General features: G+C 67.1%; 14 protein-coding genes. 11 read left to right on the forward strand and 3 right to left on the reverse strand.

Annotated features, from left to right (window positions below; genetic code table 11):
• The first annotated feature begins 137 nt into the window (after window positions 1-137).
• Together P2G67_RS05885 and P2G67_RS05890 are read left to right on the forward strand one after the other, a co-directional pair.
• Complete coding sequence (locus tag P2G67_RS05885) at window positions 138-743, forward strand: hypothetical protein (protein ID WP_275820987.1); 606 nt, start codon at window positions 138-140, stop codon at window positions 741-743.
• 121 nt (window positions 744-864) lie between these two features.
• A complete protein-coding gene (locus P2G67_RS05890) occupies window positions 865-1,635 on the forward strand; it encodes a metallophosphoesterase family protein (RefSeq protein WP_275820990.1) in 771 nt (256 codons plus the stop codon).
• Here the strand turns inward: P2G67_RS05890 and P2G67_RS05895 are convergent.
• Window positions 1,563-3,197, reverse strand: a complete 1,635-nt coding sequence (locus P2G67_RS05895) for a Na/Pi symporter (RefSeq protein ID WP_275820992.1) — start codon at window positions 3,195-3,197, stop codon at window positions 1,563-1,565. The genes P2G67_RS05890 and P2G67_RS05895 overlap by 73 nt on opposite strands.
• 14 nt (window positions 3,198-3,211) lie before the next feature.
• Window positions 3,212-3,925: a hypothetical protein gene (locus P2G67_RS05900; protein WP_275820993.1), complete on the reverse strand. Its 714-nt coding sequence runs from the start codon at window positions 3,923-3,925 to the stop codon at window positions 3,212-3,214.
• Between the two features lie 190 nt (window positions 3,926-4,115).
• On the opposite strand from P2G67_RS05900, the gene P2G67_RS05905 reads away from it, so the two are divergent.
• The 8 genes from P2G67_RS05905 (at window position 4,116) to P2G67_RS05940 (ending at window position 13,828) form a co-directional block, all read left to right on the forward strand.
• Window positions 4,116-4,565 carry an ATP-binding protein gene (locus P2G67_RS05905; RefSeq protein WP_275820995.1) on the forward strand — a complete coding sequence of 150 codons (450 nt, stop codon included), beginning with the start codon at window positions 4,116-4,118 and terminating at the stop codon, window positions 4,563-4,565.
• Between the two features lie 21 nt (window positions 4,566-4,586).
• The gene (locus P2G67_RS05910; RefSeq protein WP_275820997.1) at window positions 4,587-4,919 is read left to right on the forward strand and encodes an STAS domain-containing protein; all 333 of its coding nucleotides are present in this window, start codon (window positions 4,587-4,589) and stop codon (window positions 4,917-4,919) included.
• Between the two features lie 35 nt (window positions 4,920-4,954).
• On the forward strand, window positions 4,955-5,719 hold the full coding sequence (locus P2G67_RS05915) for a hypothetical protein (protein WP_275820999.1): 765 nt from the start codon (window positions 4,955-4,957) through the stop codon (window positions 5,717-5,719).
• Between the two features lie 83 nt (window positions 5,720-5,802).
• Entirely contained in the window at window positions 5,803-7,815 is a 2,013-nt protein-coding gene (locus P2G67_RS05920) for an MFS transporter (protein ID WP_275821001.1), read from the forward strand.
• Between the two features lie 25 nt (window positions 7,816-7,840).
• Window positions 7,841-8,884 carry an ABC transporter substrate binding protein gene (locus P2G67_RS05925; RefSeq protein ID WP_275821003.1) on the forward strand — a complete coding sequence of 348 codons (1,044 nt, stop codon included), beginning with the start codon at window positions 7,841-7,843 and terminating at the stop codon, window positions 8,882-8,884.
• A 3-nt stretch (window positions 8,885-8,887) separates the two neighbouring features.
• On the forward strand, window positions 8,888-9,709 hold the full coding sequence (locus tag P2G67_RS05930; RefSeq protein ID WP_275821005.1) for a hypothetical protein: 822 nt from the start codon (window positions 8,888-8,890) through the stop codon (window positions 9,707-9,709).
• Window positions 9,696-11,693 carry a hypothetical protein gene (locus P2G67_RS05935; RefSeq protein WP_275821007.1) on the forward strand — a complete coding sequence of 666 codons (1,998 nt, stop codon included), beginning with the start codon at window positions 9,696-9,698 and terminating at the stop codon, window positions 11,691-11,693. Before P2G67_RS05930 ends, P2G67_RS05935 begins: the two co-directional genes overlap by 14 nt.
• Window positions 11,693-13,828 (forward strand): PP2C family protein-serine/threonine phosphatase, encoded by a 2,136-nt coding sequence (locus P2G67_RS05940; protein WP_275821009.1) that lies wholly within the window; start codon window positions 11,693-11,695, stop codon window positions 13,826-13,828. Before P2G67_RS05935 ends, P2G67_RS05940 begins: the two co-directional genes overlap by 1 nt.
• Here the strand turns inward: P2G67_RS05940 and P2G67_RS05945 are convergent.
• Window positions 13,807-14,640 (reverse strand): formyltransferase family protein, encoded by an 834-nt coding sequence (locus P2G67_RS05945; RefSeq protein ID WP_275821011.1) that lies wholly within the window; start codon window positions 14,638-14,640, stop codon window positions 13,807-13,809. The genes P2G67_RS05940 and P2G67_RS05945 overlap by 22 nt on opposite strands.
• Window positions 14,641-14,736: 96 nt before the next feature.
• On the opposite strand from P2G67_RS05945, the gene P2G67_RS05950 reads away from it, so the two are divergent.
• Complete coding sequence (locus P2G67_RS05950) at window positions 14,737-15,384, forward strand: GNAT family N-acetyltransferase (RefSeq protein ID WP_275821013.1); 648 nt, start codon at window positions 14,737-14,739, stop codon at window positions 15,382-15,384.
• Window positions 15,385-15,398: the final 14 nt, after the last annotated feature.

Here is a 15,398-nt window from a genome sequence, read left to right on the forward strand (position 1 = left end):
AAACACGCCACCTGTGGATAAAGCACGTCAGCAAGGTTGACTGGCCCACGGTTGGCTGGCGGCGGCCGGGTGCGTGCCGAACCGACGCGCCGAGCCGCGGCTGGACACTTCACGAACAAGAATTCGGACCAACAAGAATGACAAGCCGCCGCAGTTTCCTGTCCTTCACCCTTCTGCTCACCGGTGGGCTGCCCTTGATCGCCGCCTGCACGCCGCCGCCGCCGCCCAGCCCCGACTACACACAGATCGGCTTCGGCCACCGCGCGCCCTTGCGCCTTAATGTAGCGCGGGTCGTCTTCCGGGACGAAAGCCGGCAGCCGCGCGAGGCGCCTGAAGTCGGGCACCTCTTCCCCGATCCGCCGCCCACCGTGGTGGAACGCTGGGTGCGCGACCGCCTGCAGGCTGTGGGCAGCGGGGGCGAAATCGAAGCGGTGCTGCGCGAAGCCTCGGTTACTGAAACGACACTGCCGCGCAGCAGCGGCCTGCGCGGGCTGGTGACCCGCGAACAGAGCGAACGCTACGATGCGCGCATCTCGCTGGCCCTACGGGCACGCAATGCCAGCGGCGAACCCGACGGAAGCGTTGAGGCTCGCCTGGAGCGCAGCACCACGGTGCGCGAGAACCTGGGGCGCGGCGAGCGCACGGCAATCTGGCACCGTCTCATGGAAGAGATGGCGCGCAGCCTGGACGAGGAGATGGAGCGCGCCATTCGCGATGGCGATCTCGCACGTCTTCTGGCCTAGGATCAAGAGTGTAGACCAGATTCACGACTCACATCGGGTCGCTTCGTGAACCGGATTTGAGTCGATCTGGTCTCTTGAAAGACCAGGGGCACAGCGGGGGGAAGTTGGGAGGGAACTTGCGGTGAGCCGCTATGCTGCTCCGCCGGATACGCGTCTTTACGCCATCGGAGACATCCATGGCGAAGCGGCGCTGCTCGAGCTCCTGCTGGAGCGCATCGAGGCCGACGCGGCCGCGCATCCGGCCACACGCCACGTCCTGATCTACCTGGGCGACTACGTGGACCGCGGTCCCGCCTCCTGCGAGGTGCTCGATCGACTGGTGGCGGGCCCGCCGCAAGGCTTCGAGCAGGTTTGCCTGCGGGGCAATCACGAAGAGATGATGCTGGGCTTTCTTACCGGCAACCCGGCCTTGGGGGGACTCTGGCTGGACTACGGCGGAGACGAAACCTGCCGCAGCTACGGGGTGGATCCCGAAGAGCGACCAGCGGCGCTGGCCGAAGCCCTGCGCGCCCGGCTGCCGGAGAGCCACAGGGCGCTGCTGTGGCGCCTGGCACTAAGCCACCGCGAAGACGGCTATTTCTTCGCCCATGCCGGCGTGCGCCCCGGCGTGCCGCTTGCCCGGCAGCAGCGCGACGATCTGATCTGGATCCGCGGGCTCTTCCATCGCAGCGACGCCGACCATGGCGGTGTGGTGGTGCATGGGCACTCGCCGGTCGCCGCGCCGGAGAACCATCACAATCGGATCAACGTCGACACCGGCGCCGTCTATGGCAACGCGCTCACCGCCGTCGTCCTGGCAGGGCAAGAGCGCGCTTTTCTTCAAGTGGATGCACGCTCGGGCGCCTTTTGCGAGATTCCCTCTGCCAAGGAGTCCGGCAGCAGTACTGCATAGCGGTGGATCAGCCACACCAGGCGCTCGAACAGCGCGGTTGCGGCCAGCAGTCCATTGCGCTGATCGGCATCCAGGTCGGCACCGTTACGCAGCAGATCGCGCCGCAACCTCTCCATCAAGGCCGAGCGATCCGCGGTCAGGGCACGCAAGAGCTGTGGATCCACCGCCTCGCCTTCGCCCCCGGCTTCCATGAGGCTGTCGAGCAGGGCATGGGCCGCCTCGGTGAGATTGACCGACAGCGGCGGGGGCCCGGCCGATCCGTTGCTCGTGTCCAGGGCCGTCATTAGTTCGTCCAGGGTCTCGCAGAGGGCTTGCAACAGCGCATTGCGGCTCTTGAAGTTCATGGCCCGTTCCAGGGCCTCATCGCCTTCGCTGCGCTGCACGACCTCCGAGAGAAAGCGCTCGACCTCCGCCACCACCTCCTGGCTTGCCTCCAGCACGGCCTGCCGCTCGGCGGGCGGCGGAGCCACTTGCCCGTCAGCGGGAATCAGGGCCGGGAGCCGGGTCAACAGCGCCTGCTGCTCCCGCTCCACCAGTTCCAGGGCGATCGCACTGTCTTCCAGCGCCTGGTCGTAGAGGAAACGCGGGCGCGCCAGCGCTTCAGCGGGAGCTGGCGGCGCCAGGCTGGCGCAGAGACGCAGCAGCGGCCGCTGCAGAGGGTGGCTGAGCAGGGCGCCGGCGAGCTGAATGACCAGGAAGAGCAGTGCCATCTGCAGCGCCGTCCCCTCGGCCAGCGCCTGAACCGCTGCGAGCAGCAGTGGCACGCCCCCGTCGCGCTCCAGCCAGAAGAGCAGCAGCACGCCCAGGCTCCCCAAGAGCTTCACCGCAACCTGGAAGTAGGCGAGCTGACGTGCGCTGCCGCTAAGACCGCCAGCCATGACCGCAACGCTCAAGCCGGAGCCGACGCCTGAGCCCAGAACCAGCACCAGGGTCTGCTCCAGCGACAGCAAACCCAGGCCCGTGAGCGTGACGGCCATGATGGTGAGGGTGGCCGAGGATTGCAGGATCAGCGCGCCGAGCAGGCCGATCACCAGCCCAAGCCAGTCGGCGGTGCCGGCGAAGGTCAGGAAGGCGCTCATCCACTCGAGTTCGCGCAAGGGGCCGGCCGCGGCCTTGATGTACTGAAGGCCAAGGAACAGCAGGCCGATGCCCAGCAGCGCGCCGACCACATGCCGCCAGCGGGCCGATCGCTCGACATCGAAGTAGTAAGCAAAGCCCACCAGACCGAGCAGGAAGAGCACCAGCAGCCTGATATCCATCGCCGCCAGCAGCACCAGACCCGCCGTTCCCACATTGGACCAAGCCACCAGCGGAGCGGCCCGGCGCACCTCCGTAAGACCGGCCGTGACCAGACCCACGGCGATGAAAGTCACGGCGTTGCTGCTCTGGGTCAGCGCACCCGCCACCACACCAACGATCGCGCTTGTGCCGGACCGGCGGGTGGCCGCCGCCACGGCACGGCGGAAACGCCGGCCGGTCATGCGCTTCAGATGGCTGCCGATATAGCGGATGCCGATGAAGAAGAGCCCGAGGCCGGCGAAAAGACTGGCGAAACTTTCCATCCCGTCCGTCCAGTTCAGCCGCGCCCCACTGGCTTGCGCCCGCCAGGGTCACGCAGAGCCAAAAGCAGGAGGAGCGCCAGCAGGCCGATACCGAGCCCGTGCGCGAACAGCACGACCTTGTGCAGGGCCTCATAGCGGCGTTCCGCGGCAACTCGGGCCTCCTGCAGCGCCTTACCCAAAGCGGCCCGCAGCTGCTCTGCCAGGGCATCCAGCGCCTGATCCAGTTCGCGATCCACCCCGCGAACCCGGGCGTCCACCGCGACAGGGTCCCGGCGTCCCGCCTCCTCGAAGGCAGCGGCCGCCGCTTCATAGTCCGCCTGGATTCGCTCATGCAGCGCACGCGCCGCCGACGCGCGTTCCGCCAGGGCCGCTGGCGTGCCCGGCGCACTGGCAAGGGCTGCCAGCGCAGTCTCGACGCGCTCGCTCTGGGCCTGCATCGCTACACGATAGCGGGTGTAATCCTGCGCATCATGGCCGCGCAGCAGGAGATTCTTCCACTCCTGCACCTGTCGCTTGAAGGCGACCTGCGCCGTTCCGGCCTCGCGGCTGGCCTCATCCAGGTCCTGAAGCGTCTGGACCGTCTGCCGGTGCCCCTGGTCGGCATAGTAAAGGCTGAAGAGGGCGACGATTCCGGCAATCAGGATCGCAAGGATGCCCAGCGCGCCGATGGTCAGTCGCGCCCGCCGCGTTGACTGTTCGCCATAGGCATTGCGTTGCAGGCGCTCCACCCAACCCCCCTAACAAGCTGTAATATTTACTTAATACTCGCCGCCGCCCGTCGAGTGCCAAGCTAGGCCGGAAGGCCGTGGCGCGCAACACGCAATGCCGCGCCCTCCAAGGCACGGATCAATTGCAGGGTTTACTCCCTGTGCAGCCGCGATCACTGTGGTATGGTGGCGCCACGGGGGCGAGGGAAGAATGTCCGAGGCCAAGAGCGCGCGATTGGAACTGCGACTGCGCAACGACTTGACGGAGCTCGACACGTTAAGCGAGGCGCTTGAGGAATTCTGTGAGGCCAAGGCGGTGCCCACAGGCGCCGCCTATCATCTCAACCTCGTGCTCGATGAGCTGGTGACGAACATCGTCAGCTACGGATACGAGGAGGATGCCGGTGAGCGGGAGATCGTGATTCAATTAGAGCGCGAAGCAAACGCCGTTGCCGTGGTCGTGGAGGACGATGGCGTGGCTTTCAACCCTCTGTCCGCCAAGGAGCCGGACCTGGACGCCTCGGTGGAAGAGCGACCCATCGGAGGTCTGGGCTTGCATTTTTTGCGTACTCTGATGGATGACCTTTGCTATCGACGCAAGGATGGGCGAAATAGGCTGGGATTCCGCAAGCCGCTGACGGACCAGCCCAACGCGGCATAGAGCAGACGAGGTAGGAGCACGATGCAGATTGATGAAACCATGGACGGTGACGTCCTGATCCTGTCGATTCAGGGGCGACTGGACAGCAACACCTCCAAGCAACTCGACGAGGTGTTGACCAACCAGGTTCAGAACCGCCCTGCGGTCGTCCTGGATTTTTCAGGCCTCGAGTACATCAGCTCCGCTGGATTGCGGGTGCTGCTCAAGGGCGCGAAGCAGGCGCGGGCCAGCAACGGCAAGTTGGCGCTCTGCTCCCTGTCGCCGCACGTCCGCGAGGTCTTCGACATCAGCGGCTTCTCCAACATCTTCTCCATCCAGGCAGACCGGCAGACCGCTCTGGCTGCCGTCAAGTAGCGCGGAGTCCAGCCAAGCGGTACGGGAACAGTCGCATGCGACTGTCGGTCAAGATTGCCGTCTACATGGTGGGGATCATCGCTTTCGCCCTGCTGCTCCTGACCTATCTGACCAACGCCAAGTTCCGCTCACTGCAAGAGGAGGTGGAGCAATCGCGCTTCCTCGTGCTGGCGCTGGACGTCAAGACGACGGCCGAGCGCGGACTCGCACTCGGCCTCACCCTTGAGCAGATGGACAATCTCGGGGGCATCCTGCACCGCCTGGTGGAGACCCACGGGGACATCCTCTCCCTGGTGATTCTCGACCAACAGGGTGAACTGCTGCACCTCGCCGGCGCGCTCCCGGACGACTCCGGCTTGTCCTCGGGCCTGGAACGCTTGCAAAGGCCGGAACGGGGCGGCGATGACACTCTGGTGCTCTCCAACAGCCGGTCCTTTGGACTTATGGTACCGCTGCTCAATGCCTTCGGGCAGCAGGCCGGGGTGGTGGCGCTCCACTATGACCGCGCGGCCAGCAGCGCGCTGGTGCGCCAGGTGACGCTGGAACAGCTGCGCTTCGGCCTGGCCGCCTTGCTGCTGAGCTGCGTGGCAGCACTGTTGCTGACCGGCTGGTATCTGCGCGGCGTCACGCAGGGCTTTGCACGACTGACCCGCCTGGTCGAAGGCCGGGAACGCCAGGCTCCAGTGGTCGGCGGCTTGCCGGCCGACGATCTGGAGCGCCGTTTCCAGGTCGTCCATCAACAGGTTGGGGAACTGGAAGCCAAGGTCGAGAAGGCCGAAAACGCGCTGGCGCGCCGCTGAGCGGACTCGACTCCGCTCGAAAGGGAGCGGTTGGCAGATCCGCAACTTCAGCCAGCCGGCGCTCAAGGGGGATGGGGCAAAAGGTGATCGAGGAACGCGGGCTCAAGCGCCTGTCCTACGGGCTTATCGTCCTGACCCTTGCGCTGCTCACTGCTGCGCTGTCGGGCGTGGCCTATCTCAGCCTGCAAAGCTTCGAGCGGGTGCTGCAACCGCGTCTCGAGGCCAAGGCCGGGGTGGTCGCCAGCGTCATCGGCAGCGAGATCGATCGCGCCCTGGCCGCGGGAATCCCGCTCGAGGAGCTGCGCGGCTTTCAACCCTTTGCCGCCGCCATCCTGGAAGACCATCCGGAAATCCTGAAGATCGAACTGCGCGACAGCAGCGGCCAGACACTGTTCGCCAGTTCGGAGCAAAGCGTGCCGGCCGAGGCGAGCTGGAACGAGACGGTCGCCGTCGGCACGGCCGGCGCAGAAGCGGGGCGGCTGGCCGTGGCCGTGGCGCCGGGCTACGTGACGGATCGCCTGCGCGAGATTCAGGCGGAGATTCTGGTCATCCTGCTGGTGGCGCTTTTCCTCACCTTCGAGGTGCTGCTGGTGGTGGTGGCCATGTTCGTCACCGAACCGGTGCGACGCCTCAGCCACCTGATGGCCGATGGGGAGCGGGGCTTCTTCCGCCATCTGGTCCCGGGAGAGACGCGCGACGAGATCGGCCGCTTCGCCGCCGCCTTCAACAGGGTGGTGCGGCGTGAGCAGGAGCGCTTTGCTGCTCTGGAGGAAGCCTTTTCCCGCCTGCGTCCCACCGCGCCGCCGGAACTCAGCGCTCTGATGCAGGATCTGGGCGAGCGCCTGCGCCCCGAAGCGCGCCCCGCCGCTGCCACCGAGGGCAGCATTGCCGATGTGCGCATGCCGCTCTTCCTGTTCTTCTTCGCAACGGAACTCAGCCGCTCCTTCCTGCCGATCTTCGCGCGCGACCTTTACGAGCCGCTGCCCGGCCTCTCCTACGAGCTCACCATCGCCCTGCCGATCGCACTCTACCTCTTCCTGGTGGCGATCTTGACCCCCATGGCCGGGGCGCTGGCCGGCCGCTTCGGCAGCCGCCTGCTCTTCCTGCTCGGCCTGGTGCCGACCGGGGTCGGCTTGCTGATGACCGCCCTGGCAAACGACATTGCCATGCTGATCCTCTGGCGCGCGGTGAATGCGGTGGGCTTCGCGCTCACCACGATCGCGGCCCTGGACTACATCGCCCGGGCGGCGGGGCGGAGCCGTCGGGCTGAAGGCATGGCAATCTACACCGCAGCCTTCGTGACCGCCGGGCTTTGCGGCACCTCCATCGGCGGCATCCTCGCCGACCGCCTCGGTTATCACGCCACCTTTCTCGTGGCCGCAGCGGTGACCCTGCTCTCAGCCTTCATGCTGGTGATCAACCTGCGCGACCGAGGCACCTCGGCGATGGGTGGCGGGGTGCGGCTGCGCTTGGCCGACTTCGGAACGGTGCTGGCGAACCCGCGCTTTCAGCTCTTGATCCTCATCGCTGCCATTCCGACCCAGCTGCTCACCACCGGCTATCTTTTCTACGCCACCCCCATGCTGCTTGATTCGGTCGGCTACTCCACCTCGGTGATCGGCCAGACCATGATGGTCTACTTTGTGGTGATGATCCTGATGGGCGTGCCGATGGCCCGGCTGGCGGACCGGGTGGGGCGCTACCGCCTTTTCGCCGGCGCCGGACTGCTGCTGGCCGGGCTGGCGGCAATGCTGCCCTCTTCTCTGGAAGGCAGCGCCCACTTCGCGCTTTGGGTTGCGCTGTCCATGGGTCTGGTGGGCGTCGCCCATGCGCTCTGCATCCCCTCCCAGGGCGCTATCCTGCTTCAGGAGGCCGATCGGGTTGGCGGGGACAGGCGCACCGCTGCGATTTCAGCCTACCGTGTTCTGGAGCGCATCGGCAGCGTCCTGGGCCCGATCCTGGCGGCCAGTCTGGCCGCCCTCTACGGCTATGCCTGGACGATCGGGCTGCTCGGGCTGTACGTTCTGGCCTGTGGGCTTCTGTTCACGGCGATCTCGCTGCTGCGCGCACGCGGCGGTGCCAGCGCGGTGAACTAACGGAAGCAAGGGGGGACACAAAAAGATGCAAAGGCGCATAACAACCGGCTGGGTCGCGGTGAGCCTGCTGCTGGGCGTGCTCCTGGGCATCCTGATAACGGCCCCGGCCACGCCGCTGCATGCGCAGCAACCGGAGGCCGCCGAACGCCATCACGTCTATATCGCCACCTTCCGCGGTTGCGAGGAAGTGTGCGAGGCCTTTAAGAGCTACCTGCTGGACCGCGGCCTGGCGGTGGATTTCATCGAGCGCTCCATCGAACGCGACACCGCACGCATTCCCGAGCTGGTGGCCGAGGTGAAGGAGTTGCAGCCCGACCTCCTTGTCACCTGGGGCACGGCCATCAGCCTCGGCATGGTGGGCCCCGCCGGCACCGCTGACAGCGAGGCCTATGTCACCGACATCCCGGCCGTCTATCTCTACGTGGCCGACCCGCTGGGCGCCGGGCTGGTCAACCGCCCAGACATGTCGGAGCGCCCCAACCTGGCCGGCGCGAACATTCAGGTACCCCTCGAGGCGCAGTTGCGCGTCATGCAGTCCTACCAGGAGGTGGATCGCATTGGGGTGGTCTACGGTGCCGATGAACTGAACTCCGTGGCCGCTGTGACCGCCCTGCGCGTCGCAGCGTCACGCTTCGGCATAGAGGTCATCGAGCAGCAACTGGATCCAGGTCCGGAAGGCCCGCCCCTGCCGGAGAGCATCGCGCCGGCAATGCAAGCGATCGCGGAGAAGGATCCAGACATTCTGGTCACGGTCTCGAGTTCCTTCCTCATTCAGAACGTGGAGGCCTACACCGCCGCCGCGGTCGAGGCAGGCCTGCCGCTTTTCACCTCGGCGGAGCTACCGATCCGCCAGGGCGATGCCATGCTCGCACTCTTTGCATCACTCTCCAGCATCGGCCAGGTTGCCGGATATCAGGCCGAGCAGATCCTGCGCGAGGGTGCCGACCCGGCCACCCTTCCCACGCCGTCTCTGCGCCGCTTCACCCTGCTCATCAACATGCCGGTCGCGCTCGCGCTGGAGCGCTACCCGCCCATGCTGGTGCTCCAGATCGCCGAGTTGATGGACTGAGGCATGCCGACGGCGCTCGCCCTTCGCATGACGACGATTCTCGGCAGCGTGCTGCTGCTGCTTGCCCTGCTGTTCAGCCTCACCCTGGAAGCAATGCATGTGGACAGCGAGAGGGACCTGCGCGAAGGCCGCTTTGCCTACAGCCTGGCGCAGTTGAAGCAGCGGGTGGAATCGCCCCTCTCCCTGGGGCTCGAAGTGGAAAGCCTCGACTACCTGCAGCAGCTGCTCGAGATGGAGGCCGCTGCCGATCCCGAAATCCTTTCCATCGACCTGTTCGATTCCGAAGGCAGCCTCCTCTTCACAACGGACCGCGTCGGCATCCGCCAGGCCGTGCCCGAAGGTTGGCTGGAGGCCACCCTGGCACTACCGACACCGGACGAGGCCGAGCAGACCCCGCAAAGCGAAGCGATCTGGCATCTGGACGAGCGCGACGGCCAGGCCCTGGGCGTGGCGCTGCACAACGATTTCGGCCTGGTGGTCGGTGGATTGGTGCTGCGCCACAGCATCACCCGTGTCGGCGAAGGCTACCTCTCGACACAGAACATGGCACTGGCCCTGCCTTTGGCGCTGGCCCTCGGCGGCACCCTGATCGGCGGCCTCTTGTTCCAGCGCCTCTGCCGCCCCGTCGAAAGGGAAGCCGCTGCGCTGGCCGAGGCCCTGTATCGGCATCAGACCGAAGCCAAGACCCTGGACAGCAAGACGGCGAGCAATGCCACGGGCAGTCTGACGGCAACGGTCACGGTCCTACACAGCGCGGTTCAGGCCGCCGAGCGTCGCTGCCGTGAGGCAACCGGTGAGGTGGAGCGCATCGATGGCCGTAACTGACCAGTTGCCCCTGGCTCCAGGCGCCTCGGTGACGAAGGGCGAGACGCTGGACGAAACGGCGGAGGCCGACAGCCGGACCCTGCTTGTGCAGACTGCTTGGACGCTGCGGCTGCGGACCCGGCTGGTGCTCTGCGGCCTCCTGATCGTGCTGCTGACCGCCGGGCTGAGCGGCTGGCTTGGCCTGCGCGCTGTCGAGCACCGCCTGGAAGGGGAGATGATCTCGGCCTCACGCACCGTGGGCAACGGCTTGGTGCAGCAGTTCGAGCTCGCCTTGGAGGCCGGCATCCCCTTCGACCGTCTAACCGGTGTCGAGGACTTCCTGGCGACGACCACCAGTTTCGACGAACGCATCGGCTTTGCCGCCCTGCTCGACGGCGAGGGCGCGAAGGTCGCAGCCGCCGGGCGCAACAATGGCCTGGTGCCGGACCGACTGACCACGGGCGCGCTCAACGCAGAAGCCTTCCGCCCCGCCGGCCATCTGGCGGTGATTGCGCCCATCTCGCACCAGGGCACGACCCAAGGCTATGTGCTGGTCGGCGTCGGCGATGGTTTGCCGTCACAGACGATCCTGGCCTTCACGACCGCCGCCGCGCTGGCCACGCTGGCCCTGCTGGTGCTGCTGCACGAGGCGCTGCGCGCAACCCTGTTCAAGAGCGTGGAGCGACCCGCAGAGGCGCTCGCGCGCCTGGCGGCGGCCTTGGAGCGCGGCGACCTTTCTCGCACCACCTGGCTTGCAGCCCCGGGCAGCATGGGCCGGCTGCTCCTCGCCACCCGGCACCGCCTTGCCGGCGTCAACACCGCCTTCCACGCCTTCCTGCTCAGCGCCTTCGCCGCCCGGGCCGGCCACTTCGAGCCGCCGGTCCTGCGGGAGATTACCGATGTCGTGCGACGCGGGCTCGGCCCGCATCGACTGCCCCCGGTGGCCGGTGCCTGGCCGGTGGCCGTGGCCGGCGACGGCCTCTTCCGGCTGGCTGCCTTTGCCCTGCTGCTGGGCGAGGCGGTGCTGCTGCCGGGCTGGTGGAACCTCGGCGCGCTGGAGGCACTTTCGCGAGACGCCGCCACGGCGCTACTGGCTCTGCCGCTGCTGCTCGCCATCCCGCTGGGGTATAATCTGGCAGGGCGTGCTCTGGCCGGCTTTGCTCCGGGCATGACCTTCACCGCCGGTGCCCTGATCGCCGCCGCCGGACAGCTCGGCCTGGCACTGGCGGACACGCCGGAAGCGGTGGCGGCGCTGCGTATACTCGGTGGACTGGGCATCGGTATGGCCTTTCACCCGCTGGGAGGTGGGGTGGCGCTCACGCGCGGGGCGCTACTGGCCCTGGTGGCCGGCACCGGTCCTGGCTTCCTCTTCCTGGCGCTCACCGGCTCACCAAACCTGGCACCACTGGCCGCGCTGGTCACCGCCATCGGCGGCCTGCTCGTCGGCCAGAGCCTGCCGGAACGCAACGAGGCAACGGATAACGCTTCGCAGGCCCATGCAACGCCACGCTCTCGCCCCCTGCCGCTGTTCAGCCTCGGTCTGCTGACGGCCCTGCTGCCGACGCTGCTCGCGAACCGCGCAGCAGGCAGCGGCCCCCCCGACATCGTCGCACTGCTGGCCGTCGTCATCGCGCTGGCGGCCGGTGTGCTGCTCTCGGGCAGCCTTGCTCCGGCGCTGGGGCCAGTGCGCACCCGTCGATTCGCCGCACTGGGGGGCGGGCTCTGCTTCGCGCTTGCGGCCTTCCTGAGCCACACGGCCCCCTCGACGCTGCACGCCATGGCGGTTCCGGCGTTGGCGGGCGCTGTGCTTGCCGGGCTGCTGCTTATCGCAGCGACCCTGACCGCCGAGGCGGGCGAGTGCAGGCCCCGGAGCACGCAGAATGTCATAGCCCTTGCCGGCGGCGCGGCGCTCGGCCTGCTGGCGATCAGCGCCTTCGGCTGGCCGCTCCTCTTCGCCCTGGCGGCCGCCGCCCTCCTGGCAACCAGTCTCATGGGGAGGCGCTGATGAGTGCGCGCCTGCGCCTGCTGTTGATCGCCGGCCTGCTGCTCGCGCTCGGAGTAGCCGGCAGCCTGATCTGGACCCGCAGCGTCGCGCTTCCCAGTGTCAGCCAAGCCGAGTTCCAGGTGCATCAGCGCGAGCAAGCGCGGCTCTGGCGCACACTGGTGGAGCAGCAGACGGGGCTGCTCTCCCTGGCCGCCGAGGAGTTGGCCGAACAGCCCTGGCTGCCCCGCCTGCTGGACCAGGACCGCCCCGACCTGCTGGCCGCGCGCATCGCAAACGAACTACCGAACCTGGAGCGGCGCTACGGTCTGCGCAGCGTCGAAATCATCGACAACGAGGGCCGGCTGCTCTACCCGCAGACAGAGACAGGCTCCAATGGAGAGCGCGTCAGCAACCTCGAAGCCCGCGCCACCACCGCCGCCGGTGCCAATGCCGAGGGGGGCGATGAGTTCGCCGGCTTCCGACAGAATGCGCAGCGCGATTTCGTGCTGGCCTTCACCAGAACGCTACCAAACGACGCGCAGGTAATCGTCTCCACCGGCATGGACCGGCTGCTCCAGGGCATCTCGCGCAATGGCGTTGCGCCGGCACGCCCCGCAGCCTTTGCCGACCTGCGTGGTCAGACCGTCGCGCTTTCTGGACCGGACGAAGGCCAGTCGCTGCTGCGCCGGGTGGTCGCCGGGGAGGTTGCGGTGCCAGAGGGCCTGCGGCTGCTGGAAACACCACTGTCCGATATCGCTGAGCGGCCCATCGGACAGCTTTTCTCGTTGCTGCCGGCCGAGCCGGTGAGCGAGACCATGAACCGGCTCTTCCTGCTGACCGCCGGACTGGGCTTGGCGCTCTTCCTGCTCCTGCTCCTGGTTCTGGCCCGGGCGCTGCGCAGCGAGTTCGCGCCCCTCGACCGCCTGATCCACGGCGTGACCGCTCTGGCCGCCGGCGACAGCGAGGTCGAAGTGCCGCGCCATGCTGGCAATGACGAGGCAGGCCGCCTCTCCAGCGCGCTGCAGCAGTTGCGCCAACGCGCGCTGCTGCTCACCACGCTGGAAATCTCGCGTGAACGGCAGCGGCGGCGGCAGGAACGCTTCCTGCGCCGCCAGCTCACCGGACTGGCCGAAACCCTGGAGGGCAAGGACCGCGAGGCGCTTTTGGGCGACCTGGAGCGCCTGGAACGCACGGCGCGCCGCGACAGCGCGCAGCAAGGCAGCGATCTGCTGGGCGCCGCCGATGGCCGCCTGGAAAAAGCGTTGCTCGAGCCCCGCGCCGGCGGCCAGGACGATTTCGCGCTTCTGGCCGTGGCCTTCGAGAACCTCTCCTTCCGCATCCGCGACCAGAACGCCAACCTGAAGCAGCTCGTCTCGGAGCTGAACGAGGCCCTGCGCGCCAAGAGTGAATTCCTGCTGCTGCAGCAGGAACTGGACATGGCGCGCTCAATGCAGCTCTCCATCCTGCCGCCGGACCGCCCCGAACAGAACGGCTTGGCCGTGCATGGCATGATGCTGCCGGCCAAGGAGGTGGGCGGCGACTTCTACGATGCCTTTGAACTTCCGGACGGGCGCTTGGCCCTTGTGGTCGCCGACGTCTCGGGCAAGGGCGTGCCGGCGGCCTTCTTCAGCCTGATCACGCGCACCCTGCTCAAGGCCATCGCCACCGCCGACGCCGAGCCGAGACAGGCCATCGAGCGGCTGAACGATCTGCTCTGCGCCGAGAACGAGCAGATGATGTTCGTCACCCTGTTCTTCGGTTTGCTGGAGCCGGAGACCGGCCGCTTCCTCTACGTCAACGGCGGCCACAACCCGCCCCTGCACCTGCGCGCCTCAGGCGAGGTGGAACTGCTCGATGTCACCGGCGACATGGCCCTGGCCGTGATGGAGGAGCAGGACTACCAGGAGCGCGAGGTCGTTCTGGAGCCCGGCGACCTGCTGCTGCTCTACACCGACGGCGTGACCGAGGCCTGCGACCCCGAGAACAACGAGTATGGGGAGGAGCGCCTGCTCAGCGAACTGCGGCGCAACCAGGAGACGCCCACCTGGATGATGCCCCAGGCCCTGGGCAACGCGGTCAAGGCCTTCGAGAACGGCGCCGCCCAGGCCGACGACATGACCATCCTGGCAACGGGCTACCGCCGCGGCGGAAGCTGACTCTCTGCCCCTTCGGGCAGGAAGTGCCGGGCCAGCGCCAGATAGTCCTCCGGCTCCACCATGACCTTGCCCGCCGCCTCGAAGCGGGCCAGGGCCGCCGCATCGGGCAGCGGCAGATAGCGGCGGGGGGCCGTGGGCGATTGCGGTTGCAGCCTGGGCGGGCTCCCTTCCGCGAGACCGCGGGCCAGTTCGGCCAGCATGTCGGCGCCCTGCAGGTAGTTCTGCACCATGGTGTGAAAGAAGGAGCGCCCCGGCTCGATTGGGCGCTGGCGCATCAGGGCGATGGGGCCGGTGTCGATGCCCTCATCGATCTGGTGCACCGTGGCCGTGGTGCTGGCTTCACCATCGTGCATCGCCCAGAAGGCAGCATGCAGGCCCGGGCGCTCCGGCAGGGCGCCGGAATGCAGGTTCCAGGCACCCAAGCGCGGCAGGGCGATGTCCTCGGGCTGCAGCAGGAAACCGAACTTGAAGGTCAGGATCATGTCGGGCGCGAGTTCGCGGTAGAGTGCACTGCGACCGGCACGGCCCATGCCGTCGGCGATGATCAGGCGAATGTCGTGACGCGCTGCCAGGCTTTCGAAGGGCGCCAACTCACCCGGCGCCCCCGCGGCCGCGGCAAGAGGAAAGAGCACCTGGTTGGGCAACTCTTCCTCGAAAAGCCGCAGCATGCGCAACTGCGGCACTGCCAGCGCGCCGCTGCGCAGGCGGTTGGCCAGGAGCAGGGTGATCCGTGCAGGCGGAAGTTGTGGCAGCATGCGATGAAGCATCAGGTTCGCCACCAGATCGCGCTTGCTACAGAGAAGTAAATGCACCGCTACCTCGCCACTTTGTAGAACCACCCGTAAGGGTATAGGCTCCTTTGCTGAACGTCACGCCGGCAGGAAAAATCAAGCGGGGGATAAGCGTCAATGCCGTCACCAGAGATGGAGCAGACAGCGGCTTCACACACGCATCGCTACCGGCCGCCCGAAGATGGCGAGCGTCTGCGCGCGCTGCTGGAAGGCAAGGCGCTTTGCCCGCTAGCAGCCGTATGTCAGGGCGATGAGGTTGAGGCACGCCTCGCACCCTGCCCCTCCGGCGAGCCGCTGCGCTTCCTCTCACCAGATGCCGAGGAGACGATCCGCGCCCTGTCGGAAGCAATTCGCTTTCTGCCCAAGGTGACCTGGAAGACCAGCCACACGGAAATGCTGCTCAACGGCCTGCGCGACGGCCGCTGGCACGGCATGGCGCTCGAGCAACAAAAAACGGCGAACCTTGTCTCTTATCTCGACTATTGTCTGCGCGAAGAGCTCAACGAGGTGGAAATCGGCTTTTGCATGACCCATCCGGATCATCGCGGCCGGGGCCTGGTGAGCCGACTGCTGGCCAGCCTGCTGCTGCTGCACTTTCATCGTGATTTCCGGGTTTCCACCCATGAATCCAACCTGCCCATGAGTCGCGCCCTGGCCCGTTTTGGCTTTACCGTGGTCGAAGAAAGGCCACGCGATCGGATCAACGGAGAGACCACGCTCTACCTCACCCGGAAAGCCGGCACCGGCTTCCCCCTGGAAGCATGAGGCTCGGTTATGCA

Origin of the sequence: Aquibaculum arenosum (assembly GCF_029222965.1) — a bacterium.
In the GTDB taxonomy this organism is placed as follows: domain Bacteria; phylum Pseudomonadota; class Alphaproteobacteria; order Kiloniellales; family DSM-21159; genus Aquibaculum; species Aquibaculum arenosum.

What these genes read in the sequence shown, in the direction of transcription:
- P2G67_RS05915 (WP_275820999.1), top strand. Translation starts at nt 4,955, where the DNA reads ATGCGACTGTCGGTCAAGATTGCCGTCTACATGGTGGGGATCATCGCT.
- P2G67_RS05935 (WP_275821007.1), top strand. Translation starts at nt 9,696, where the DNA reads ATGGCCGTAACTGACCAGTTGCCCCTGGCTCCAGGCGCCTCGGTGACG.
- P2G67_RS05940 (WP_275821009.1), top strand. Translation starts at nt 11,693, where the DNA reads ATGAGTGCGCGCCTGCGCCTGCTGTTGATCGCCGGCCTGCTGCTCGCG.
- P2G67_RS05930 (WP_275821005.1), top strand. Translation starts at nt 8,888, where the DNA reads ATGCCGACGGCGCTCGCCCTTCGCATGACGACGATTCTCGGCAGCGTG.
- P2G67_RS05905 (WP_275820995.1), top strand. Translation starts at nt 4,116, where the DNA reads ATGTCCGAGGCCAAGAGCGCGCGATTGGAACTGCGACTGCGCAACGAC.
- P2G67_RS05950 (WP_275821013.1), top strand. Translation starts at nt 14,737, where the DNA reads ATGCCGTCACCAGAGATGGAGCAGACAGCGGCTTCACACACGCATCGC.
- P2G67_RS05910 (WP_275820997.1), top strand. Translation starts at nt 4,587, where the DNA reads ATGCAGATTGATGAAACCATGGACGGTGACGTCCTGATCCTGTCGATT.
- P2G67_RS05925 (WP_275821003.1), top strand. Translation starts at nt 7,841, where the DNA reads ATGCAAAGGCGCATAACAACCGGCTGGGTCGCGGTGAGCCTGCTGCTG.
- P2G67_RS05885 (WP_275820987.1), top strand. Translation starts at nt 138, where the DNA reads ATGACAAGCCGCCGCAGTTTCCTGTCCTTCACCCTTCTGCTCACCGGT.
- P2G67_RS05895 (WP_275820992.1), bottom strand. Translation starts at nt 3,197, where the DNA reads ATGGAAAGTTTCGCCAGTCTTTTCGCCGGCCTCGGGCTCTTCTTCATC.